The organism is Streptomyces sp. NPDC058812 (assembly GCF_042744565.1).
Taxonomy (GTDB): domain Bacteria; phylum Actinomycetota; class Actinomycetes; order Streptomycetales; family Streptomycetaceae; genus Streptomyces; species Streptomyces thinghirensis.
Window position 1 is genome coordinate 387,491 of record NZ_JBHYOB010000002.1, and the last position, 22,002, is coordinate 409,492.

Genomic DNA, 22,002 nt, shown 5'->3' on the forward strand with positions numbered 1-22,002 from the left:
CCGGGGCGTACCGGCCGACGCGCGGCGTCAGTCGGCGGGCAGCGTCGGCTGGACGCGTCGCAGGAAGGTGGCGTTGTCCGGCGTCTGACGCATCCGCTCCAGCAGCGTCTCCAGGCCGGACTGCTCGTCCCGGCCGCCCAGGGCCCGCCGCAGCCCGCGTACGGCGGTCGACTCGGCGGTGGACAGCAGGAGCTCCTCGCGGCGGGTGCCGGAGCCGGTCATCTCCACGGCCGGGAAGACCCGGCGGGAGGCCAGCTCCCGGCTCAGCCGCAGCTCCATGTTGCCCGTGCCCTTGAGCTCCTCGAAGTAGAAGTCGTCGGCGCGCGAGCCGGTCTCCACCAGGACGGTGGCGAGGATGGTGAGCGAACCGCCCTCCTCGGCCGTCCGGGCGGCGCCGAAGAACCGCTTCGGCCCGAGCAGCGCCCCGGCGTCGACACCGCCGCTGAGCGTGCGGCCGCCGGAGGACGCGGCGTTGTTGTGCGCCCTGCACAGCCGGGTGAGCGAGTCGAGGAGGATGACGACGTCCTCACCGGCTTCGACGAGCCGCTTGGCCCGTTCGATCACGAGATCGGCGAGCGCGATGTGCTGCTTGGCGCTCCGGTCGAAGGTCGAGGAGTACACCTCGCCCCGTACGGAGCGCCGCATGTCGGTGACCTCCTCGGGCCGCTCGTCGAGCAGCACCACCATCAGGTGGGAGTCGGGGTGGTTGCCGGCGACGGCGGCGGCGATCTGCTGGAGGAGGACGGTCTTGCCGGTCTTCGGCGGGGCCACGATCAGGCCGCGCTGGCCCTTGCCGACCGGGGTGATGAGATCGGCGACCCGCCCGGTCAGGCCGGCCGCCGGGTGTTCGAGGCGCAGCCGCTCGTGCGGGTGCAGTGGTGTCAGGTCGTGGAAGTGCCGTCGGCCGCCCTGCCGGTCGGGCGTGCGGCCGTTGACGCGGGCGACGTCGGTCAGGGTGCGCCGGTCGCCGCGTACGCCCTCGACCAGGTCGCCCTTGCGCAGGCCGTGGCGGCGGATCAGCGCGGGGGAGAGGGAGAGGTCGGACGGCTCGGGCTGGAGGCTGCTGCCCCGCAGATGTCCCTTCCCGCCCGCGTCGATGTCGAGGACACCGTTCGCGATCTCGGCCGGGGACTGCTGTACCGGGGGGCGTTCGAGTGTGGTGGTCATGGTGTTCGGTCCTTTCGAGGACACGGGCATGGGGCATGCGGAAGGAAGGGGAGAAGCCGTGCGAGGAGTCGGACGACACGCGTCCGGACGGCGGGAACAGCACCTCGGATACGGCGGGGGAAGACCCTGCTCACGAGGTTGTGCTGAGAAGCGGACGCGCCGGTCGCCTCAGGACGGGCGGGTCGGCGAACCGAAGGGAAACTGGCACCGGCGCCCCAGGGGGCGTACACAAGTGCTGACCGCAGCCTACCACGGGGGGTGGTCGAGCGGCGGTGGGGTGGGACGTGCCATGCGTCCCACACCCTTCAACGAGGCCGGGGCGGCGTTCTATTCCGTCTTCCGCGTGTGCCGGGCCGGACTCAGTCGCCCGAACGCCCCTGGGCCTCCTGCGCCTCCTGGGCGATCCGGTCGAACTGCGCGCCCATCGCGGCCTGCAGTGCCTGCGCGCCCGACAGCGGGCGCACCATCACCGTGAGTTCGTCGATACGGCCGGACTCGTCGAGGTGCAAGAGGTCGCAGCCGCTGATCTCGCGGTCGCCGACCCGCGCCGTGAAGACCAGCGCGTGGTCGGGGCCGTCGGCCTCGCCGATGACGCGTTCGTAGCGGAAGTCCTCGAAGACGCGGGCGACGCCGCGCAGGACCGCGGTCGTGATCGCCTTGCCGTGGTAGGGCTTGAACACGACGGGGCTGGTGAAGACGACGTCCTCGGCCAGCAGTGCCTCGACGGCGTCGAGGTCGTGGGCCTCGACCGCCGCGCGGAATGCCTGCATCGTATCTCCTCGATGAGAAGTACTGAACTATTTGAATAGGTGCGGAGTAGAGTAGTCCCTGCTTGCTAGCGTGTCGACATGTCTCTCAAGTACGCCGTCCTGGCCGCCCTGCTGGAGGGCGAGGCCTCGGGCTACGAGCTGTCCAAGGTGTTCGACGTCTCGCTCGCCAACTTCTGGCCCGCCACGCCGCAGCAGCTCTACCGGGAGCTGGAGCGCCTCGCGGGCGACGGGCTCATCGAGGCGCGGACGGTGCCGCAGGAACGCAGGCCCACCAAGCGGCTGTTCTCGCTCACGGCGGCCGGCCGGGAGCAGCTGGGCGCCTTCGCCGCCGAGCCGACCCGGCGGCCCACCGCCATCCGCGACGAGTTCCTGATCAAGATGCAGGCCATGGACGGCGTCGCCCCGGAGCGGGTCCGCGAGCTGGTGGAGGAGCGCACGGCCTGGGCCCTGGGGAAACTCGCCCGCTACGAGCGCGTCCGCGAGCGCCTCCTCGACGGCCGTACCGAGGAGGAGCACCTGCGGGACTCCGACCGCGTCGGGCCCTACCTCACGCTGCTCGCCGGGATCACCTTCGAGCGTGAGAACGCCCGCTGGTGCGAGCGCGTCCTCACGGTGCTGCGCGAGCGGCGCGCCCCCACCGGGCCCGCCGGGCAGCCTCTAGGCTGACCGGATGTTCAGCCCCGAAGGCCCCACCCTGCGCGAACTCGCCGTCCAGGCGCTGTCGTCGGTCGAGCGCGGCTACGACCTGCTCGCCCCGAAGTTCGAGCACACCCCGTACCGGACGCCGGACCGGGTGCTCGACGCCGTGGCCTCGGCGCTGGCGCCGATGGGGCCGTTCGGCGCCGGACTCGACCTGTGCTGCGGCACCGGCGCGGGAGTGGACGTACTGGCCCGGGTGTGCCGGGAGCGCGTGACGGGGGTCGACTTCAGCGCGGGCATGCTGGAGGTCGCGCGGGGGCGGATCGTGCCCGAGGGGCCGGCGGTCTCCTGGGTGCGCGCGGACGCCCGCGCCCTGCCGTTCGGTGCCGAGTTCGACCTCGTCGTCAGCTTCGGGGCGTTCGGGCATTTCCTGCCCCGTGAACTGCCGGGCCTGTTCACCCAGGTGCGCTCCGTACTACGACCGGGCGGCTGCTTCGCCTTCCCCGTCGTCGCGCCACCCCGCCCCGGCTCCCGCGGCTACTGGACGCTGCTCGGCTTCGACGCCGTGATGCGGGTGCGCAACGCGCTGTGGCGGCCGCCGTTCGTCATGTACTACCGGACGTTCCGGCTCGGGGACGTGGGCCGGGAACTGGCGCGCGCCGGCTTCCGGGCGGCCCTGCACGCCCTGCCGGAGTTCGGGCGCCGGCCCGACGGCAGCCCGCGTGTCCGGATGGTCGTGGCCCGGCGGCTGCCCTGACGGCGGGCGCGGGCGGGGTCAGCCGGCCGCCGGCAGGGTGAACTCGTAGACCAGCGCGTCCTGTCGGGCGTCCACGAGGAGGTCCGTGATCTCCAGCGGCCGTGCGTACTGGTCGTGCACCCGCCGCACGACCCGCACCGACGGAGTGTCCGCGAGGCGGCTGATCGTGTCCCGGTGATGCAGGGTCAGGCCCGCCCGGCGCATCCAGTCGTAGGCCCGCCGCAGTTCTGCCGAGGCGGTGCCGTCGGCGCGGTCGCGGTACCGGGCCAACTCCTCGACCTCGGCGAGCGCCACGGCGGAGAACGAGGTCACGGCGGTCCGCCGGCCGGTTCCGTCGGCGGTCGCGGACAGGTAGCGGTGCACCAGGGTTGGCCGGCCCGGCGCCAGCCCCAGTGCCGCGGCGTGCTCCGGCGAGGGAACCTCCCAGGCGACGGTGGCCCGGTCGCCGGTGCACGGCTCCGCCGTCCGGGCGCCGACCGGGAAGGTGAGGGATGCCGGGTGCTGGGCCGGCGGGCCGGGCAGGGCGGCGTGGCTGCCCCGCCGGTCGGTGGCGAGCAGACCGTCCCGGCGCAGCACCTCCAGGGCCTGCCGTACGGTCTCCCGGCTCACCCCGAAGTGCTCGGCCAGCCGGCGCTCTCCCGGCAGCCGGGCGCCCGGTGGGACGGTCCCGTCGCGCAGCTCGCCGAGCAGCTCTGCGGCCACCCGCCAGTAGAGAGGCTGTGTGTCGGTGACGGGACGGTCGTGCGAAGTGGTGCGGGCCATGCCGCGCCCTCCTGTTGGTGACGTGCGGTAGCCGTACGGGCTCGGTGCGCCACCAGAAGTATCATTGGTCTAAACCAACCGGGAAGAGCGGTCCGCCGGTTCGGCCGAAACCTCACCCGCGCGTCGACCGTCCCTCACCCCTTCACAAGGCGCCGTACAGGGCGTCCACCAGTGCCGTCTTCCGCGGGTCGTCGGCGCTGTGCGGCCCCATGCGGTTCATGACGTAGCCCGGCGGCACCCCGGCGTCCGGGTCCGCCAGACCGCAGGAGCCGCCGAAGCCGTCGTGTCCGAAAGCCCGCGGATTGGGGCCGTAGGAGCCATTGGGGCCGCTGAGCCACAGCCCCAGCCCGACCTCGGTCGCGTGTGCGAAGCCGGCGCCGAGGACGAGGTCGCGGCAGGTGCCCTGCCCCTGGCGCACCCGCTCGGCGGCTTCCCGGGACAGCACACGGTGGCCGTCGTACGAGCCCCGGCCCGCGAGGATCCCGTACAGCGCGGCGACCGCCCGCGCGGTGCCGTGTCCGTTCGCCGCCGGTATCTCGGCGGCCCGCCACGCGGCGGTGTTGGCCCCCGTGGCGCCGATCGCGGGGTTGGCGAGCGCCGCCACGGCCGCGGGCGCCAACTGGGCGAAGACCGCGGCCTGCTCGGTGTCGGAGGCCACCCGCGGATGCACCAGCTCGGCCGCCCGCCCTGTCTCCTTCTCCGGCAACCCGATGGTGAGGTCGATGCCGAGCGGCCCGGTCACCTCCCGCTCCAGGAACGCCCCGGGCAGCAGCCCCGACACCCGCCGCACGACCTCACCGACCAGGAAGCCGTAGGTGATCGCGTGGTCCCCGGACCGCGCACACGGCTCCCACCAGGGGTCCATGGCCGCCAGCCGACCGGTGGTCAGGTCCCAGTCGTACAACTGCGCCGTCGAGTGCGGCTCACGCAGCCCGGACAGGCCGGCACGGTGCGACAGCAGGTGCCGCACGAGGACCTTCTCCTTGCCCGCCGCCGCGAACTCGGGCCAGTACACGGCCACCGGCGCGTCGAGGTCCGGCAGTCCGCGGTCGGCGAGAACGTGGGCGCACAGGGCGGTCGGGCCCTTGGACGTCGACCACACGTTGACCAGCGTGTCCCGCTCCCACGGCAGGGTGCGGGCCGCGTCGGCCCACCCGCCCCACAGGTCCACAACCGTCGCGCCGTCCACGGTGACGGTCACCGCGGCGCCCAGTTCGCCGCGGTCCCGGAAGTTCTCCTCGAACGCCGTGCGTACCTCCGCGAAGCGGGTGTCGCAGTGGCCGTTAACCTGTGCCTCGTCCTCGGACGTGGGGCCCTCCGTCGTACGCCGGGAGCCTGGCCGCGACGGTGCGGCCCGGCTGCATGAACATACCGACTGGTCGGACTGGGTGGAGGTCCGCCGAGCCGGCCGTGGCGGGATCGCGACGCGGCGGCCGGACAGCCGGTCTGGCGGACGGGCGGACGGGCGGACTCAGAGGTACGAGCGCAGCCAGCGCAGCTTGGCCGCCTCCTGGAAGGGCCCGCCGCCCTCGTGGTCGTTGAAGTCGTACACCTCGATCGCCTTCTCGTCGTGCGCCCAGGCGTTGAACGCCGCGAAGACGGTGGACGGCGGGCAGGTCTGGTCCTCCAGGGCCGCCGAGAACAGGGCGGGCGCCCGGCCGCGCGCCGCGAAGTGCACGCCGTCGAAGTAGGACAGCGTGCGCAGCGCGTCCTCGGTGCGGCCGCGGTGCGTCTTGAGGTACAGGCCGATCTCCCGGTAGGGGTGCCGGTCGGTGAGCTTGGTCGCGCGCGGGAAGTCGCTGAGGAACGGCACGTCCGGCGCGACGGCCGCGAGGTCCGGCACCAGGCCGCCCACGGCGATCGTGATGCCGCCGCCCTGGCTGCCCCCGAGGGCGACCGTGCGTGCCGGGTCGGTCAGCGGGTGGGAGCGGGCCGCCTCGACCGCGCGCACGGCGTCGGTGAAGACGCGGCGGTAGTAGTAGTTCTCGGGGGCGTCCAGGCCGCGGGTCATGAAGCCCGGGTACGCGGGCGTGCCGCCGACGGGGTCCGCCGTCCCGCCACCGCCGCCCCAGGCGCTGCCCTGGCCGCGGGTGTCCATCACGAAGTGCGCCCGGCCCGTGGACGCCCACAGCAGGTGCTCGTGCGGCAGCCCGCGCCCGCCGCCGTACCCGACGAACTCCACGACCAGCGGCAACGGTTCCTCCGCCGCGGCCGGCAGGACCAGCCAGCCCTTCACCGGATGACCGCCGAACCCGGCGAACGTCACGTCGTGCACCCGCACCGTGGACAGTCCCGTGTCGACCGGCTCGAAGCGGGCGTCCAGATCGTGCGCGCGGGCTTCCTCCAGCGTCCTGCTCCAGAACGCGTCGAAGTCCTCGGGCTCGGCCGACGCGCTGCGGTAGGCGCGGAGTTCTTCGAGCGGAAGGTCGAACAGGGCCATCGAGAACCGCCTTTGCGGGGAGACAGGGCCGGACCGTACGGATGATCACACCGTACGTGAATGGTCGGATGACTCGCCAGATCGTCGGCGGGCAGACCACTGATCTGACCTGCGGTTCGACGGATCGAACGCCGCCGAGGGCCGCGCCGGAGCCCGACGGCCGGACCAGGTCATCGGGTCACCGGCGTCGCCGTCAGGCCCGGCGGTGTGTCCACTGGGGCTCGGTGAGGGCCCAGTCGCGGTCCCACTCGGCCATCCGGTGCCGGATGGCCATCCTGCGTACGGCGCAGTGCGCGAGGAGCACCGTGAGCGCCGCCCCCATGGTGGTGCACACGCCGATCGTGACGCTGTGCTGCCAGATCGCGGCACCGTCCGTCGGCGGCGGCACGCTCCTGCCCCGGGAGTCCAGCCACACGTCGACCGCGTCACCGTGCCCGGTGCCGGCCGGGACACGGGCCGTGGTGCTCCGGTCGGTACCGTCCGGCGTGCTCCAGCGGACGGTCGCGCGGTACGAGTGCTGCCCGCCGGCCTGCACCGACGGCAGCGTGTCGGGAGTCCGGCCGACCACCTCGGCGCGGACGCGGTGCCGCTCCGCGCGCTGCTCCGCCGCGACCGCCTGGGCCTGACCGTAGCTCCACCAGGCCGTGGCGGCTCCGAGCAGCGGTGCCCCCACGATCAGCAGAAGCGCGACGACCAGCACGGTCCACGCCTCGACGACGTCCGACCGGCGCCGCAGCGGATTGCGCCGCATGCGCCAGCCGCGCACCCGGGTTCGCATGTCGACCTCCTCGCGATCACAGCGACCGGAGGGCCGGGCGGACGGCCGTACGAGAGCGGGGGCCGCCGTGTCTCCGCGTCGCGCCACGCGTGCGAGTGCCCGCACAGGTCTGGTACCCCGTTCGGCGCGCCTCGCTCACCATGTCGCCCACCCCGCAACGCCGGACGACTGCTCCGCGCCGCGGACAGGTGCCCAGCGGTGCCCGGGGGAAACCCGGGCCGCGGCTGGTGCGGCCCAGGCTTCGCAGGCCGAGCGGCGTCCATCAGTGGGGCGGGGCGCGGGGTGCCGGCCACCGCGGCCCGGCCGTGGGTCAGCCGAAGCGTTCGATCCTGATCCGGTCCACCGGCTGACCGGCCGCCACCAGCAGCCGGGAGGCGTGCTCCGCGAAGGAGTTGGAGCCGCACACGTAGGCCTCCCAGCCGTCGGCGGGCGCTGCGGCCAGGAGCGGTGCCAGGTGCGCGGTCGTCATCCGGCCCACGGGCGTCCCGGCCGGCGCGCCGCGGGTGAACACGGGAGTCGTCTCCGCACCGAGTTCGCGCGCGTAGATGAGTTCCTCGGGAGTGCGCGCGGACACCAGCAGCCGCAGCGGCACCGTCAGCCCCAGCGCCCGGTGGTGCCGCACCATCGACATCAGCGGTACTACGCCGGAGCCCGCGCCCAGCAGCAGGGCGGGCCGGTCACCCGGCCAGGCGAAGAAGCCGCTCAGCGGGCCGCGCACCTCGATCCGGTCGCCGGGCCGGGCGACCGTGTGGAACCAGCCGGACACCTCGCCGTCCTCGACGTGGTCGAGGGTCAGCTCGATGTGCCCGGAGTCGTCCGGCGCGGACGCCAGCGAGTAGTGGCGCTGGGCCACGTACCCGTCCTCGGCGGTCAGCCGCAGCATCAGGTGCTGGCCGGGCAGATGGCCCGCCCAGCCGGGTACGGCGAACCGGAAGGTGGACGCGCGGTGCGTCTCGGGGCGGATCTCCGTGAGGGTGGCGGTCTGCCATGTCCCGGCCGCCCGGCCGTCCACCTCGATCCGCCCGGGCACGGCGAACCGCGTCGGGGGAGTGAAGGACCCTGCCGTGTGCGTCGCTGTCTCAGTCACCGGAGTACCGCTGCTCCTCCCAGGGGTTGCCGCGCGCGTGGTAGCCGTTCTGCTCCCAGAAGCCCGGTTCGTCGTGGTCCAGCAGCTCCAGGCCCGCGATCCACTTGACGCTCTTCCAGAAGTACAGGTGCGGCACCACCAGCCGTGCCGGGCCGCCGTGCTCGGGGACGAGCGGCTGCCCGTCGTACTCCCACACGATCCAGGCACGCCCGCCGGTCAGGTCCGCGAGCGGCAGGTTCGCGGTGTAGCCGGTGTGTGCGTAGGCGACGGCGTGCGTGGCGGACGGCAGCGGGCGCGCCGCCTCCAGGAAGGCGTCGAGGGACACGCCCCCGAACCGCACACCGAACTTCGACCAGCCGGTCACGCAGTGGATGTCGCCCGAGTACGCCGACGCCGGCAGCCGGTGCGCCCCGGCCCAGTCCCAGGTGCGGGACTCGGCCACCAGCCCGCTCACGCGGAAGGTCCAGTCGGCGGGCGACACGTCGGGCGTGACCTCGGCGGACAGCACGGGCCAGTCGTCACCGGCGTCGTACTGGCCGGGCGGCAGTCCCGGCCGGGCGGCGCGCGGGCGCCCGGTGAAGCCTCGGGTGGAGTTCATGCGGTGGGGCCTTTCGGGCCGCCGCGAGGGGATGCCCGCGGTCGGCGTGGTCAGTGCGTACGCGGTCAACCGTACGTGCTCTCGGAGGCGGTCCTCAGCCCTGGTCCTCGCCGGGGTCGGCCTCCCGCCACGCGTTGTACCGCTCCAGATACGCGGCGAAGCGGACCAGGTCCTCCTCGGGCCAGTCGGCGAGCCGCTCCCGGAAGGCCGTCCGGCGGCTTTCGGTGACCTGGGCCAGGATGTGCCGTCCGGCCTCCGTCAGGTGCAGGACCTGGACGCGGTGGTCGTCCGGGTCGACGCGCCGCTCGACGAGTTCGGCGCGCTCCAGGGCGGACACCTGGCGGCTGACGGTGGACTTGTCCAGGGCGTAGTGGACGGCCAGGTCGGTGGCCCGGCAGCCGTCCCGCTCCTCCAGGTGACCGAGCAGCGTGTACGACACCAGCGACAGCTCGGGGTGCATGCGGCCCGCCGAGGCGCGGGCGCGGCGGGCGAAGGCGGTCATCTCCCGCTGGATGGTCTCCACGGCCTCCGCCGGGCGGCCACCGGGGGTGACAGTCGTCTCATCGGGCATCTCGGCTGCCGTCACGGGTCCTCCTCCGCATTGCTAGTTGTATAGTACAACTTGAAGAGAGAGTTGTATAAGCCAACTACCCGGCCGGCCGCCCGGCCGACCACCTGCCACCGCTGGAACCAGTCATTGGAGGATGTGAGCGATGAGGTCGCACGCCCTGCGCCACGTGCTCACGCACCTGATCACCCCGCTGCTGATGTGCATCGGGATGGGACTCGCGTACATGGGGGCCTTCGTCACCCCCGAGCCGAACCATCTGCCGGTCGCCGTCGTCGGCTCCGGCCCCGAGGCGAAGGTGCTCGCCCAGTCGGTCGAGGACGAGGCCGGCGACGACCTCGACGTACGGACCGTCGCCACCCGCGCCGACGCCGTCGACCTGCTGAAGGCGCGCGACATCACCGGCGCCTACGTGCCCGGCGACAAGGCGCCCGAGATCGTGGTGGCCACCGCCGCGTCCGACATGGGCGCCATGGCGGCGGAGAAGGTCTTCACCCCGCTCGCCGAGCAGCAGGGCGTCCCGCTGAAGGTGACCGACGTCGCCACCCCGGTCGACGACGACCCCACCGGCCAGGGCCTGTTCTTCCTGCTGATCGCGGTCAGCATCGGCTCCTACGCCTCCGTGGCCGCCCTCGGCGCCGCCGGCGCCGCCCTCTCGACGCGCGTGCGGGCGCTGCTCACGCTCGGCGTCTCCGTCGTCGTCAGCGGGATCGGCGCCCTGCTCGCCGGGCCGGTGTTCCACCTCGCCCACCACGACCTCGCCGGTCTGTGGGGCATCGCCTGGCTCTACGCCGCGGGCATCCTGTTCATCGGCGTGGGCCTGCACACCTTCCTCAAACGGTGGACCACGCTCGCCATGATGGTGCTGTTCGTGATGCTCAACTTCACCAGCTCCGGCGGCCTGTTCCGCCCCGAACTGCAGAACGGCTTCTTCGGCACCCTGCACGCCTTCTGGAACGGCGCCGGGTTCGTCGAGGGCGCCCGCAGCCTGCTGTACTTCGACGGCGACGGACTGGGCCGCAGCGTCTGGACGCTCGTCGCCTGGCTGCTGCTCGGCCTCCTGGTGACGGCGGTCGCCGCCCTCCGCGAGCGGGGCGGTACGGCACCCGCGTCGGCCACCCCCGCCAAGCACGCGAGGCCGAACGAGCGGAAGACGGTGTCCGCGGCGGAGGAGGCGGACGAAGAGGCCGAGGAGGCCGTCGGCGTCTGATCATTGGGGTAGTGTTACCGGCGGCCGAGGACAGTCCCGGCCGCCGGACGCCTGGGAGGTGAGACCCATTACCGCTGTGTCGGCCCGGGTGCTCTCACCTCACGGCAGTACGGTCCCCGCCAACGGGTGACCGTGAGAGCGCCCTTCGGTTCTCGAAAGGCTCTCGGCTTCCATGCCTCAGCTGTTCTCCACCTCTTCCATTCCCGCCCCTTTCTCCGCCTCCTTCCCCTCGCCCGACTCCGTCGTGGCCGCGCTCCGCGCCGCGGGCTGCGTCTTCGCCGAGGACGAGGCGGAACTCCTCCTGGGCGCCGCCCGCACCGCCGGGGAACTCACCGCCCTGGTGGACCGCCGCGTCACCGGACTGCCCCTGGAAATCGTCCTGGGCTGGGCCGAGTTCCGCGGCCTGCGCGTCACCGTCGCCCCCGGTGTCTTCGTGCCCCGCCGCCGTACCGAGTTCCTGGTGACCGAGGCCCTCGCGCACGCTCCGGACGCGGCCGTCGTCGTGGACCTGTGCTGCGGCTCCGGCGCCGTCGGCGCCGCCCTGGCCGCCGCGCTCGACCGGCCCGAGGTGCACGCCGCCGACGTCGACCCCGCCGCCGTGCGCTGCGCCCGCGGCAACCTCGCGGACGCCGGGGGCCGGGTGTACGCCGGTGACCTGTTCGACCCGCTGCCCGCCACGCTGCGCGGCCGGGTGGACATACTCGCGGCCAACGTGCCCTACGTGCCCACCGGTGAGGTCGCCCTGCTGCCCGCCGAGGCGCGGGACCACGAGCCGCTGGTCGCCCTCGACGGCGGCACCGACGGTCTCGAAGTGCTGCGCAGGGTCGCGGCCGAGGCGCCCCGCTGGCTGGCGCCCGGCGGCTGCCTGCTGGCCGAGACGAGCGAACGCCAGGCACCGGCGGCCGTCGAGGCCTTCGCCCGCGCCGGCCTGACGACCCGCCTCGCGGTCTGCGAGGAGCTGTACGCCCATGTGGTGATCGGCGTCAGGGAGCGCGACCTCAGCTAGGCACGTCCGGCGGCGTGGCCCGGGCGATCAGCAGGGCCACGTCGTCGGAGTTCTCCGGCTCGTGCAGCGTGCGCAGGAGCAGGTCGCAGACCTCCTCCAGGGGGCGGTCCGGGCCCTCCAGCAGGGCCAGGAGCGCGTTCAACCGCTCGTCCAGCGGATGCCGGCGCGTCTCGACGAGACCGTCGGTGTAGAACACCAGCCGGTCGCCCGGCTCCAGATCGACGGTGGTGGTCGAGAAGGCGACGCCGCCCACGCCCAGCGGCACCCCGGTGGGCAGGTCCAGCAGCTCCGGCGGACGGCCGGCGCGCAGGCGTACCGGCGGCAGGTGCCCGGCGTTGGCGATCAGACACTGCCGCCGGTGCGGGTCGTGGACCGCGTAGAGGCAGGTGGCGATGGCCTGGTCCAGGCCGGCCGTGGTCCGGTCGAGGTGTGCGAGCAGGAACGCCGGATCGAGGTCGAGGGCGGCCAGGGTGTTCGTCGCGGTGCGCAGCCGCCCCATGGAGGCAGCCGCCGCGATACCGCTGCCCATCACGTCGCCCACCACGAGCGCCGTCTTGCAGCCCTCCAGCTCGATCACGTCGAACCAGTCGCCGCCGACCTCGCTGGTCGCCTCGGCCGGCTGGTAGCGGGAGGCGACCTCCAGCCCGCCCGTCACCGCCGGATGGCTCGGCAGCAGGCTGCGCTGGAGGGTGAGGGCGGCGTCGCGGGCGTTCTGGTACCAGCGGGCGTTGTCGATCTGTACCGCCGCGCGGACGGCCAGCTCCCGGGCCAGCAGCAGGTCGTCCTCGCCGAACGGCAGCGGATTGCCGATCCGCTTGAGGTCCAGGGCGCCGAGCACCTCGCCCCGCGCGATCAGCGGAACGGCCAGGTAGGAGTGCACACCCGCGCTCCGCAGCAGCTCGGCCGCCTCCGGTGAACGGGCGATGCGCGGCAGGTCCTCCTCCGTCACCCGCTCCACCAGCACCGGCCGGCCGGTGCGTACGCACTCGGTGACCAGGCGGTCCGGCCCGTACCGGGCCACCTGGCCGGGCGGATCGGCCGCCCGCAGTGCCTGTGGGGCGTCGTTCGCCTGGACGGCCAAAGCCCGGATCACCGCGGGCTCGGCCGGACCCAGGGTGCTGCGCCGGCCCTTCACCACGGCCTCCAGCAGGTCCACGGCCGCTATGTCGGCCAGGTCCGGCACGGCCACGCCGGCCAGCTCGTGCGCCGTGCGGTCCAGCTCCAGCGTGGTGCCGATCCGCGCGGAGGCGTCCGCGACGGCGGCCAGCCGGCGCCGCGCGGCCTCCGCCTCGACGCCCGCCCGGTGCTGCTCGGTGACGTCCACGACCGACACGGCCACGCCCAGTACGGCGCCGACGGCGTCCTCCAGCCGGTACAGCGAGAGCGACCAGGTGTGCTCCTGGTCCGGGTCGGCGGGGGTCCGCCCGGTCGCGGGCTGGCCGACGATCGGCCGTCCGGTCTCCAGCACCAGGCGCGCCGCCTCCTCCAGGGGGCCCGCGTCCACCAGGGGCAGCACCTCGCGGACCGTCCGGCCGAGGTGCTCCTCGGCGGTCATGCCGTTCATGGTCTCCAGGGACGGGTTGACCGAGACGTACCGCAGGTCGGTGTCGAGGACGGCCAGCCCGATCGGGGACTGCCTGATCACCCGCGTGGACAGCGCCACGTCGTGCTCCAGCCGGCGCACGGTGGACCGGTCGACGGCGAGGCCCAGCGCGTAGACGTCCCCCCGGTCGTCCAGGAGGCGCATGTTGCGGAACTCCACCAGCCGGGTGCCGCCGTCCTTGCGCCGGATGGGGAAGGCCCCGGCCCAGCTCTGCCCGGTCTTCATGACGTCGGCGAACAGCTTCACGACCAGGTCGAGATGGCGTTCGTGGACCATGATGCGGGCGGCGTACTGCCCCAGCGCCTCCGGTGCGGTGTATCCGAACAGCTCCTCGGCCTGCGGGCTCCACAGCACGATCCGGCCCTCGGTGTCCAGTACGACCGAGGCCACGTTCAGCACGTCGAGCAGCCCGCTGGGCCGCACCGGCCCGCGCGGCGACGCGTCGTCCCCGAATCCGGCAGACCCGGCTGCACTCATCCCACGCCCCGCCTTCGCCGTTCCACGCGGCACGCCCTTTTGATGCCGACTCCCTTGTTCTACCGCGTTCCACCGCGCACAGGGCCGATTCTCCGAGGCTCTGCCCGTCTCCTTCCAGCATCACCCGGCACGGCTGCGGCCGCCGCACGGAGCACGGCAGGGTTGGTCTGTACATGACCGCACAAGCGGGACAGACTGTGCGCCGAGTGCGTACCGCCCCACCCCCCACCGAGGAGCCCGCCCATGCCCCTGCGCGCCCGGCAACGTTGTCACGCCGCCCTGACCGGATTCGCCGCCCTCGCCCTCGCCGTCGGCCTCGCCGGTCCGGCCGCCTCGGCCACGCCGGCCGCCGGCACCTGGACCGAGGTGGGCTCCGACCGAGCCGACCCGCTGACCGAGAGCCAGGGCCTCACCTCGGTCGAGGTCCCGGCCGGCAGCCCCAACCGCTACACGGGCATCGGCACCATCCCCCTGGGGCTCAGCAGTCGCGGCTGGAACCACGTCGGCGACCCCGACGCCTCCTACGACGGCCACTACGTCGAGCCGTACCAGCGGGACGACGGGAACACCAAGATGTTCCGCGTGCAGGCGCCGGACGGGCGCTGGTCGGAGTACGTGCACACGCTGAGCCCCGGCGAGGCGCTGAACAACTCCTGGTCCGCGATCTCCCCGGACGGCCAGTGGATGCTGGCGGGCGAGTGGGGCACCATGAACCGGCTGCTGGTCTTCCCGACGCCCGGCGTCAACACGAGCACCTCGTCCTCGGCGAACCTCCCGCAGGCGGCCACCGTCCACCTGGACCACGCCGTGCGCGACGTCCAGGGCTGCGACTTCCTCGACGCGACCACGCTGCTGTGCTCCTCCGACGACCCGGCGGGCACCCTCTTCGGCATCACCAAGCCGCTGCTGCGGATCGATCTGTCCGCCGCGCCGAACGGCACCGCGGACGTCACCGGCCACGTCACCGCCCTGCGGCAGTTGCCCCTGCGCAGCGCCTGCTCCGGCGGCTTCGAGACGGAGGGCATCGACTACGACCGCCGTACCGGCACCCTGCGCGTGATCGTCGTGTCGCCGGGCTTCTGCGTGCTGACGGACAGCAAGACCTACCGCTTCACGCGGGGCTGACCCGTCCACCGGCACGGTCACGGCCGGACCGTGCCGGTAGTGCTCGGCCGCGGGTGGTGCTTTTCTGGTGGTATGGGCCACGAGAGGAGCGATCACGATGGACGGTGAGCGACTGCATCCGGAGTCCGTCTCGGTGGAGCTGAGCGGGTGCAGCAAGGAGGACGCCCGGACCGTGTTCGACGCCCTGTGCACGTGCTTCTCGTCCGACCGGCGCTCGGACGAGGTGCCCCGGGACTGCCACGAGGTGCGCCCCACCGTGTGGCTCGGCACCTTCGACGTGGCCGAGGCCCGGGGCGAGTGCGACCCCGCCCGGCTCACGGCGTCCGTGGAGGCCGACGTGCAGGGCGGCTACTGGGCGATCGAGCGCTTCCGCACCACCCTGGACTCCCTGTTCACCGTGCACGACCTGAGCACGGCCTCCGGGGACCAGGAGCGGGAACTGCACGTACGGCTGGAGAGTCACTGACCGAGGCCCGCCGGCGTGGCGGTGTGGTGTGCGCCGCCTCTTTATGCAACTAGTTGCACAAAGAGGCGGCCGTCCTCTACAACAGAGGCACGACACCGCGCACGGAGGGCCCGATGAGCCGTTACCCCCACCTGCTGAGCCCGCTCGACCTGGGCTTCACCACGCTGCCCAACCGGGTCCTGATGGGCTCCATGCACGTCGGCCTGGAGGAGGCCGAGCGCGGCTTCGAGCGCATGGCCGCCTTCTACGCCGCCCGGGCCCGCGGGGGAGTGGGCCTCATCGTCACCGGCGGCATCGCCCCCAACGACGAGGGCCGGCCGTACGAGGGCGGCGCCAAGCTCACCACCGCGGCGGAGGCGGACCGGCACCGGGTCGTCACGGAGGCCGTGCACCGCGAGGGCGGCCGGATCGCCCTGCAGATCCTGCACTTCGGCCGCTACGCCTACCACGCCGACCTCGTCGCCCCGAGCCCCCTCCAGGCGCCGATCAGCCCCCACGTGCCCCGCGAGCTGACCGACGCCGACGTCGAGCGCACCATCGACGACTACGCCAGCACCGCCCGCCTCGCGCGCGAGGCCGGGTACGACGGCGTCGAGATCATGGGCTCCGAGGGCTACCTGATCAACGAGTTCATCGCCGCGCGCACCAACCACCGCACCGACCGCTGGGGCGGCTCCTACGAGAACCGCATGCGCCTCCCCGTCGAGATCGTCCGCCGGGTGCGCGAGGCGGTCGGCGAGGACTTCATCGTCGTCTACCGGCTCTCCATGCTGGACCTGGTCCCGGGCGGCTCCACCCTCGCCGAGGTCGTGACCCTCGCCAAGGCCGTCGAGGCGGCCGGAGCGACCATCATCAACACCGGCATCGGCTGGCACGAGGCCCGCATCCCCACCATCGCCACCTCCGTGCCGCGCGGCGCCTACACCTGGGTGACCAAGCGCCTGATGGGCGAGGTGACGGTTCCCCTCGTCACCACCAACCGCATCAACACCCCCGAAGTGGCCGAGCGGTTGCTCGCCGAGGGCACGGCCGACATGGTGTCGATGGCCCGTCCCATGCTCGCCGACCCCGACTTCGTCGCCAAGGCCGCGGCGGGCCGCCCGGAGGCCATCAACACCTGCATCGGCTGCAACCAGGCCTGCCTGGACCACACCTTCAGCGGGAAGATCACCTCCTGCCTGGTCAACCCGCGCGCCTGCCACGAGACCGAGCTGGTCCTCGCCCCGACCCGGCGGCGCAAGCGCGTCGCGGTCGTCGGCGCCGGACCGGCCGGGCTGGCCTGTGCGGTGAGCGCGGCCGAACGCGGCCACGAGGTCACCCTCTTCGACGCCGCGAGCGAGACCGGCGGCCAGCTCAACGTCGCCCGCAAGGTCCCCGGCAAGCAGGAGTTCGACGAGACGCTGCGCTACTTCCGTACCCAGCTGGCGGAACACGGCGTCGACGTACGGCTGAACACCCGGGTCGCAGCCGACGACCTCGCCGGCCACGACGAGGTCGTCGTCGCCACCGGCGTCACTCCGCGCACCCCGGAGATCCCGGGCGTCGACCACCCGAGCGTCGTCGGCTACCTCGACGTGCTCCGCGACGGCGCCCCCGTCGGCGACCGCGTCGCGATCCTCGGCGCGGGCGGCATCGGCTTCGACGTCGCCGAGTACCTCACCGACGGCGGCGACAAGGCGCACGAGGACCCCGAGACGTACTTCCGCCTCTGGGGCGTCGACCTGGACTACCGCGCGCCCGGCGGCCTCGCCGCGCCCGAGCGCCCCGCACCGCCGCGCACCGTGCACCTGCTCCAGCGCAAGACGTCGAAGGTCGGCGCCGGCCTCGGCAGGACCACCGGCTGGATCCACCGCACCGAGCTGAAGCACCGCGGCGTCACCATGCTCCCGGGCGTGCGCTACGACCGGATCGACGACGCCGGGCTGCACATCACGATCGGCGACGAGTCCACCGTCCTGGAGGTCGACACGGTCGTCCTGTGCACGGGCCAGGAGCCGAGCCGCGGCCTGTACGACGACCTGGTCGCCGCCGGGCGCAGCGCGCACCTCATCGGCGGCGCCGACGTGGCCGCCGAACTGGACGCCAAGCGCGCCATCAAGCAGGGCACCGAGCTGGCGGCCGCGCTGTAGGGCCACGGGGGCCGGAAGGCGCGGGGGCCGTCCCTAGGATGAGCCCATGTCACTCCCGCACGCGATCCTCACCGCCCTGGTCGAAAAGCCGTCGTCGGGGCTGGAGCTGACCCGCCGGTTCGACAGGTCGATCGGCTACTTCTGGTCGGCGACGCACCAGCAGATCTATCGCGAGCTGGGAAAACTGGAGGCGGACGGCCTGATCCGCGCGCTGCCCGGCCAGCAGCCGGCCCGCGGGCAGAAGAAGTCCTACGAGGTCCTGCCCGCGGGCCGCGCCGAACTGGCCCGCTGGGCCGCCGCCGCACAGGACCCCAAGCCCCTGCGGGACACGATGCTGCTGCGGCTGCGTGCCGCGGCCGTGGTCGGCACCACCGGTATCGAGACGGATCTGCGCCGCCATCTGGAACTGCACGAACAGCAGTTGGCCGAGTACGAGGAGATCGAGAAGCGGGACTTCCCGCCCGGGAGGGACAGTACCGAGGACCGGCTGCGGCACCTGGTGCTGCGCGCCGGCATCGACCTGGAGACCTTCTGGACCCAGTGGCTCAGGCACGCGCTGGCGGAGTTCGCCGGGCTGCCGGGTGACGAGCGGGCGTGAGGGCGGCCACGGCTCAGAAGCGGTACGGCTTCTGGCGGCGGCGCAGGAACCACGCCGCGGCGATGACGCCGGTGCCGACCAGCGCGCCGCCCGCCACGAGGGTGGGCGTGCCGTAGTCCTGGACGGCCCCGCCGAGACCGCCCATGACACCGCGTGGCGACGCGGAGGGCGAGGGGGAGGCGGAGCGGCTGGGCGAAGGAGAGGGTGCCGCGGAGACGATGACGGTCTGGGTGCCGGCGGTGCTGTTGTTGGAGCACATGACGATGACCGTGTACGTGCCCGGGCTGATGCCCGACCAGGAGGCGGACTGTCCGGAACTCGTTCCGGACAGCGCCACCTGGCGCCCCTGGGCGAAGTCCCCTTGACTGCCGGTGAGCAGCGAGGCGGTGCCCCAACTGCCGTTGAGCTGGGCGCAGGCGGTGGTCGTGACCGACACGGTGGTCCCGGTGGTGCTCACGGAGATCCCCGGGCCCGCGGAAGCCGGCCCGGCGGCCAGGGCGACGGGCAGCGCGGCGGCGGCTGCCGCGGTCAGGCCGGAGCGGAGAAGTGGCGATGAGATGCGCATGTGGACTGCCCTCCGGCGGCACGGTTGGCGGTACATCCCTTGCGCCGCCGAGATCGGGAACGCCCGTGCTGCCTCACGGGCAGCCAACAGGGCGGCGGCCGTGCCCGCATGCCGAGCGCGACCGCCCAGGTGACGCGTTCCCCGCCCCGGCGCGCAACCGGCGGAACGTCACCCGCCCCCGCCCGTGGTCACCTTCCGCTCCGCCGAGAAGCCGCCCCAGGTGCCGTCGGACAGCCTGGCCCGGACCCGCACCCGGTGCGTGACCCCGGCCTCCGGTCCCGCGTAGAAGCTGTACTCCGCCCGGTCCCGCGGCGCGTCCGCGCCGTAGACGAGTGACGTCGCCGGGCGGCCGTCCAGGTGGACCTGGTACTCGGTGACCAGGCCGTCGATGCGCGGCGGGATCCAGGTGAGGTCGATGTAGTAGGCTCCGTCGGCGTGGTGGGAGGCCGCGCGCAGGGCGGTGGGCGCGGTGGCGCGGCCGTCGTCGGAGCCCGGGGTGGTGAGCCGTACGGTGGCGCCGGCCGGGGAGACGTTGTCGGCGGCGTCCCGCGCCCGGACCGTGAAGGAGTACCGGGTGCCCGCGCGCAGCCCCGTGACCACGGCCGCCGTCTGGCCGCCGCCGACGCTGTGCACCTTCGTCGCGCCCTGGTAGACGTCGTACGACACGACCCCGCGGTCGTCGGTCGAGGCGGACCAGGTGAGCTGGACCGCCCGGCTGCCCGCCGCCCGGCCGCGGGTGTCCGCCGGGCGCGTCGGGGCGGAGTCGTCGGCGACGGCGGCGGGGGTGGTCGCCCGCACCTCCTGGCTGCGCGGCCCCAGTCGCCCGTCGGCGTCGCGCGCCCGCACGGTGAAGGCGTAGGCCGTCGAGGGGCGCAGCCGGGTGACGTCCACCATGCGGTCGGACGCCTCCACCTTCTTCACCAACGTGCCGCCGCGATAGACCTCGTACGTCTCGACGCCGTCGACCGCGTTCCACATCACGTGCACGGTCGTGGCGCTGCCCGCCTCGGCGGTGACGCCCGTCGGCGCCCCTGGCGGCCCGCCGCTCTCGTCGCCGTCGTCGCCCATGCCCCAGCCGCAGGACGTGACCAGGACGAGTGCTCCGCAGAGCAGGGCGCAGTGGCGCAGTACGGAGACAGGGGCGGGAACAGCGGGAACGGGTGCGTCTCGCACGGCTCTGCCTCCAGGACGGCTTCGGCTCGACAGCAATGGTCCGGACCAATATGCGCCTGTGACGCGATCACATCAAGAGGGCGGTGTCGGTGGCCCCTCGGCAGGGTTACGTATGCTGAATCTCCTCCCGGCCGAACTTCCCTGCGTATGGGAAGAGTTGGGCTCGGTGGCGCGGATCGCTGTCGTCGCTGGTGCCGCGCCGGCGCGGGCGGCCGGGCGGACCGGAGCCGGTACAGGCCCGGCCCGCCCGCCCCCGGTCGCGCGCCCGGGAGCGCACCGCCCCCGCGCCGCGCCGGGGCACGGACGTGCACCGTCCGGCCCGTAGAGCCGAGGCACGGACGTGCACCGTCTGGCCCATAGAAGGTGGCCGCGCGCACGATTCGGGGACAGATGTGGCCGAGTGTTCGTCCATGTCCCCCAGGAGAGGCCACATAGTGCGTGTCCAGTCGCTGACACTGGTCGCGGCCAGCGCCGCCCTGCTCGCCCCCACGACGTTCCCCGGCGCTCCGCTCCCGCCCCGCCCCGGCCCCCAGGCCCAGATCGGCTCCGGTCACCGGCACGAGGCGTCGCCGGTCCGCGCGGACAGGTCCGGCACCCGGATCGGACCGGTTCCGCCGTCCCAGGCCGGGCCCGTTCCGCCGTCCGGGATCGGGCCCCGAGCCGAGGCAGGTGCCGGTGAAGGGGCGAAGGAGGCCCGGCAGGACGGGCCCGTCCGCGCAGCCGACCTGCTGGCCAAGGTGCGGGACTGCGACCCCGTCTCGCGCGGGCGCTACCGCGCCGACGCCGGAGCGCCGGCGGACATCCCGGTCTGCGGAACGCGGGACGCCGTGTACTGGAAGGCAGACCTGGACGTCGACTGCGACGGCCGGCCCGGTGACCACTGCAACAGCGGTACCGACCCGCACTTCACCCCCGCCACCGCCTACACCGGGTCGGACGGCCGCCCCCTCGACGCCGAACGCCTGCCCTACGTCGTCGTGCCCGAGCCGAGCGACATCTGGGACCACCGCGAGTACGACGTCCACGGCGGATCGGTCGCGGCGGTCGTCCACGGGGACCGGGTGCGCTACGCGGTCGTCGGCGACATCGGCCCGCGCGACCTCATCGGCGAGGCCTCCTACGCCGCCGCGGAGTCGCTCGGCATCCCGGCCGACCCGCACGGGGGCGGTGCCGCGTCCGGTGTGACGTACATCGTCTTCAAGGGCAGTGAGGTCGAGCCCATCGGGGACGAGGTCGCCGCCGAGAAGTCGGGGGAGCGCCTGGCGCGGGAGTTCGTGGACGGCGGGTGAGCCCCTGGCGCCCCGTGGGCGCGGGGTGCGTCAGACCGCGGACCAGCCGTCGTCGACGGGCAGGATCGCGCCGTTGATGTTGCTCGCCGCTTCCGAGGCGAGGAACACGATCGCCGCGGCCTGCTCCTCGGGCTGCGACACCCGGCCGAGGTTGACGAAGTGCGGGCCGAGCGTGGCCGGCCCGTGGGCGCCCTGAGCGGGGTCGACGGTGATGGCGGTCTGCGTGCCGCCCGGGCAGATCGCGTTGGCGCGGATGCCCCGCCCCCGGTACATCACCGCCAGGGACTTGGTCAGCCCCACCACGCCGTGCTTGGAGGCCGTGTAGGCGGCGCCCGCCGCGCTGCCGCGCAGGGCCGCCTCGGAGGCGGTGTTGACCACGGCACCCCGGCCCGCCGCCAGCATGTGCGGCAGCACCGCGCGGGTCAGCAGGAAGGGAGCGGTGAGATTGACCCTCAGCACCCGCTCCCACTCGGCGTCGCTCACGTCCGCGAGCGCCGACATCCGGTCCATGATCCCGGCGTTGTTCACCAGGACGTCGATCCCGCCGAACCGCTCGACCGCGGTCGCCGTCACCCGGTCGACGACGGCCTGCTCGCTCAGATCGCCCGCCACGGCCACGGCGGTGCCGCCCGCGCCCTCGATCTCCCGGGCCGCCGCGTCCGCGCCCTCGGCGTTGAGGTCCGCCAGCACGACGCGGTCACCCTGCGCGGCGAAGGCCAGGGCGGCGGCCCGCCCGATACCGGATCCCGCTCCGGTGACGATGACACTGCGCCCGCCCGGTGCGCCGCTCATGTG

The 22,002-nt window shown here is 73.6% G+C and carries 21 protein-coding genes and 1 pseudogene; 9 read left to right on the forward strand and 13 right to left on the reverse strand.

Annotated elements, in window-relative coordinates:
* Positions 1–27 precede the first annotated feature (27 nt).
* Both rho and ACFW48_RS05815 read right to left on the reverse strand, forming a co-directional pair.
* Positions 28–1,167: a transcription termination factor Rho gene (gene rho, locus ACFW48_RS05810; RefSeq protein WP_386310791.1), complete on the reverse strand. Its 1,140-nt coding sequence runs from the start codon at positions 1,165–1,167 to the stop codon at positions 28–30.
* Positions 1,168–1,526: 359 nt separating this feature from the next.
* A complete protein-coding gene (locus ACFW48_RS05815) occupies positions 1,527–1,937 on the reverse strand; it encodes a nuclear transport factor 2 family protein (protein WP_386310792.1) in 411 nt (136 codons plus the stop codon).
* Between the two features lie 78 nt (positions 1,938–2,015).
* Between ACFW48_RS05815 and ACFW48_RS05820 the strand changes: the two genes are divergently transcribed.
* Positions 2,016–2,603 carry a PadR family transcriptional regulator gene (locus ACFW48_RS05820; protein WP_386310794.1) on the forward strand — a complete coding sequence of 196 codons (588 nt, stop codon included), beginning with the start codon at positions 2,016–2,018 and terminating at the stop codon, positions 2,601–2,603.
* Positions 2,604–2,607: 4 nt separating this feature from the next.
* Positions 2,608–3,333: a class I SAM-dependent methyltransferase gene (locus ACFW48_RS05825; protein ID WP_386310795.1), complete on the forward strand. Its 726-nt coding sequence runs from the start codon at positions 2,608–2,610 to the stop codon at positions 3,331–3,333.
* A gap of 18 nt (positions 3,334–3,351) precedes the next feature.
* Here the strand turns inward: ACFW48_RS05825 and ACFW48_RS05830 are convergent, their stop codons facing one another.
* The 7 genes and pseudogenes from ACFW48_RS05830 to ACFW48_RS05860 form a co-directional block, all read right to left on the reverse strand.
* On the reverse strand, positions 3,352–4,095 hold the full coding sequence (locus ACFW48_RS05830; RefSeq protein ID WP_386310797.1) for a GntR family transcriptional regulator: 744 nt from the start codon (positions 4,093–4,095) through the stop codon (positions 3,352–3,354).
* Between the two features lie 142 nt (positions 4,096–4,237).
* Positions 4,238–5,383: pseudogene (locus ACFW48_RS05835) on the reverse strand (serine hydrolase domain-containing protein); the annotation flags it as partial.
* A gap of 183 nt (positions 5,384–5,566) precedes the next feature.
* Positions 5,567–6,535: an acetylxylan esterase gene (locus ACFW48_RS05840; protein ID WP_386310799.1), complete on the reverse strand. Its 969-nt coding sequence runs from the start codon at positions 6,533–6,535 to the stop codon at positions 5,567–5,569.
* Between the two features lie 193 nt (positions 6,536–6,728).
* Complete coding sequence (locus tag ACFW48_RS05845; RefSeq protein WP_386310800.1) at positions 6,729–7,313, reverse strand: hypothetical protein; 585 nt, start codon at positions 7,311–7,313, stop codon at positions 6,729–6,731.
* Between the two features lie 310 nt (positions 7,314–7,623).
* Positions 7,624–8,400 carry a ferredoxin reductase gene (locus ACFW48_RS05850; protein WP_386310802.1) on the reverse strand — a complete coding sequence of 259 codons (777 nt, stop codon included), beginning with the start codon at positions 8,398–8,400 and terminating at the stop codon, positions 7,624–7,626.
* On the reverse strand, positions 8,393–8,998 hold the full coding sequence (locus tag ACFW48_RS05855; RefSeq protein ID WP_386310803.1) for a sulfite oxidase-like oxidoreductase: 606 nt from the start codon (positions 8,996–8,998) through the stop codon (positions 8,393–8,395). The genes ACFW48_RS05850 and ACFW48_RS05855 overlap by 8 nt, the downstream gene beginning before the upstream one ends.
* A 94-nt stretch (positions 8,999–9,092) precedes the next feature.
* The gene (locus ACFW48_RS05860) at positions 9,093–9,569 is read right to left on the reverse strand and encodes a MarR family winged helix-turn-helix transcriptional regulator (RefSeq protein WP_386311121.1); all 477 of its coding nucleotides are present in this window, start codon (positions 9,567–9,569) and stop codon (positions 9,093–9,095) included.
* Between the two features lie 142 nt (positions 9,570–9,711).
* On the opposite strand from ACFW48_RS05860, the gene ACFW48_RS05865 reads away from it, so the two are divergent.
* Entirely contained in the window at positions 9,712–10,776 is a 1,065-nt protein-coding gene (locus ACFW48_RS05865; RefSeq protein ID WP_386310805.1) for a hypothetical protein, read from the forward strand.
* A gap of 172 nt (positions 10,777–10,948) precedes the next feature.
* Complete coding sequence (locus ACFW48_RS05870; RefSeq protein ID WP_386310806.1) at positions 10,949–11,782, forward strand: putative protein N(5)-glutamine methyltransferase; 834 nt, start codon at positions 10,949–10,951, stop codon at positions 11,780–11,782.
* Here the strand turns inward: ACFW48_RS05870 and ACFW48_RS05875 are convergent.
* On the reverse strand, positions 11,775–13,862 hold the full coding sequence (locus ACFW48_RS05875; protein WP_386310807.1) for a SpoIIE family protein phosphatase: 2,088 nt from the start codon (positions 13,860–13,862) through the stop codon (positions 11,775–11,777). The genes ACFW48_RS05870 and ACFW48_RS05875 overlap by 8 nt on opposite strands.
* Before the next feature lie 243 nt (positions 13,863–14,105).
* Here ACFW48_RS05875 and ACFW48_RS05880 point away from each other — a divergent pair, with 243 nt between their 5' ends.
* The 4 genes from ACFW48_RS05880 to ACFW48_RS05895 all read left to right on the forward strand — a co-directional run bounded on the left by ACFW48_RS05880 (position 14,106) and on the right by ACFW48_RS05895 (position 18,180).
* Positions 14,106–14,987, forward strand: a complete 882-nt coding sequence (locus tag ACFW48_RS05880) for a hypothetical protein (protein WP_386310809.1) — start codon at positions 14,106–14,108, stop codon at positions 14,985–14,987.
* Positions 14,988–15,084: 97 nt separating this feature from the next.
* The gene (locus ACFW48_RS05885; RefSeq protein WP_386310811.1) at positions 15,085–15,453 is read left to right on the forward strand and encodes a hypothetical protein; all 369 of its coding nucleotides are present in this window, start codon (positions 15,085–15,087) and stop codon (positions 15,451–15,453) included.
* A 113-nt stretch (positions 15,454–15,566) separates the two neighbouring features.
* Positions 15,567–17,582 (forward strand): FAD-dependent oxidoreductase, encoded by a 2,016-nt coding sequence (locus tag ACFW48_RS05890; RefSeq protein ID WP_386310812.1) that lies wholly within the window; start codon positions 15,567–15,569, stop codon positions 17,580–17,582.
* Between the two features lie 46 nt (positions 17,583–17,628).
* On the forward strand, positions 17,629–18,180 hold the full coding sequence (locus ACFW48_RS05895) for a PadR family transcriptional regulator (RefSeq protein ID WP_386310814.1): 552 nt from the start codon (positions 17,629–17,631) through the stop codon (positions 18,178–18,180).
* 13 nt (positions 18,181–18,193) lie between these two features.
* Here the strand turns inward: ACFW48_RS05895 and ACFW48_RS05900 are convergent, their stop codons facing one another.
* Both ACFW48_RS05900 and ACFW48_RS05905 read right to left on the reverse strand, forming a co-directional pair.
* Entirely contained in the window at positions 18,194–18,745 is a 552-nt protein-coding gene (locus tag ACFW48_RS05900; protein WP_386310815.1) for a hypothetical protein, read from the reverse strand.
* A 168-nt stretch (positions 18,746–18,913) separates the two neighbouring features.
* On the reverse strand, positions 18,914–19,918 hold the full coding sequence (locus tag ACFW48_RS05905; protein WP_386310816.1) for a fibronectin type III domain-containing protein: 1,005 nt from the start codon (positions 19,916–19,918) through the stop codon (positions 18,914–18,916).
* Between the two features lie 434 nt (positions 19,919–20,352).
* Between ACFW48_RS05905 and ACFW48_RS05910 the strand changes: the two genes are divergently transcribed.
* Positions 20,353–21,207: a glycoside hydrolase family 75 protein gene (locus ACFW48_RS05910; RefSeq protein WP_386310818.1), complete on the forward strand. Its 855-nt coding sequence runs from the start codon at positions 20,353–20,355 to the stop codon at positions 21,205–21,207.
* Positions 21,208–21,237: 30 nt separating this feature from the next.
* Here ACFW48_RS05910 and ACFW48_RS05915 read toward each other — a convergent pair whose 3' ends face one another.
* Positions 21,238–21,999, reverse strand: a complete 762-nt coding sequence (locus ACFW48_RS05915) for an SDR family NAD(P)-dependent oxidoreductase (protein ID WP_386310819.1) — start codon at positions 21,997–21,999, stop codon at positions 21,238–21,240.
* Positions 22,000–22,002 lie beyond the last annotated feature (3 nt).